The sequence below is a fragment of the Micromonospora sp. URMC 106 genome, from assembly GCF_051386395.1.
Lineage (GTDB): Bacteria > Actinomycetota > Actinomycetes > Mycobacteriales > Micromonosporaceae > Micromonospora.
In genome coordinates this window covers 1-426 of record NZ_JBPQTP010000253.1, presented here as the reverse complement: position 1 = coordinate 426, position 426 = coordinate 1, and the positions used below count along the sequence as shown (strand labels likewise).

At 69.7% G+C, this 426-nt stretch carries 1 protein-coding gene; it reads right to left on the bottom strand.

The genetic code is table 11. The annotated features are described in order from the left end of the window. Positions 1 to 77: 77 nt before the first annotated feature. The gene (locus ACSNOB_RS32000; protein ID WP_013736060.1) at positions 78 to 332 is read right to left on the bottom strand and encodes a Smr/MutS family protein; all 255 of its coding nucleotides are present in this window, start codon (positions 330 to 332) and stop codon (positions 78 to 80) included. Positions 333 to 426 lie beyond the last annotated feature (94 nt).

Below are 426 nucleotides of genomic sequence, written 5' to 3'. Positions count from 1 at the left end.
TTGCCCGCAGCGTGTCGGCCCGCCCGCCCCACGCCGGCGCCGCGCCTCGCGGCGCAGGACGGATGCCCCTGCCGGCGCTACTTCCAGCGGAAGTGCACGAAGAGGCGGCCGAAGTTCTTCGAGTCCTTCTCGACGCGGTGGTAGAGCTGCTTGACGTCCTTCTGGTCGAGGAAGCGCAGCACCCGCTTCTTGAGCTGACCGGAACCCTTGCCGGGGATGATCTCGACCAGGGTGGCCTTCTTCGCCACCGCCTCGTCCATGATCCCGCGCAGGGCCCGGTCGATGTCGTGGCCCTTGTTGAAGATGTCGTGCAGGTCCAGCTTCAGCTTCACGCCGCACCCGCCGGCAGGTCAGGTCCCATGACACCGATGGTAGGCCGCGCCGCCACGGCGGGCCGTCGGCCGGGGGCTGAGCGTGGTCAGGCCG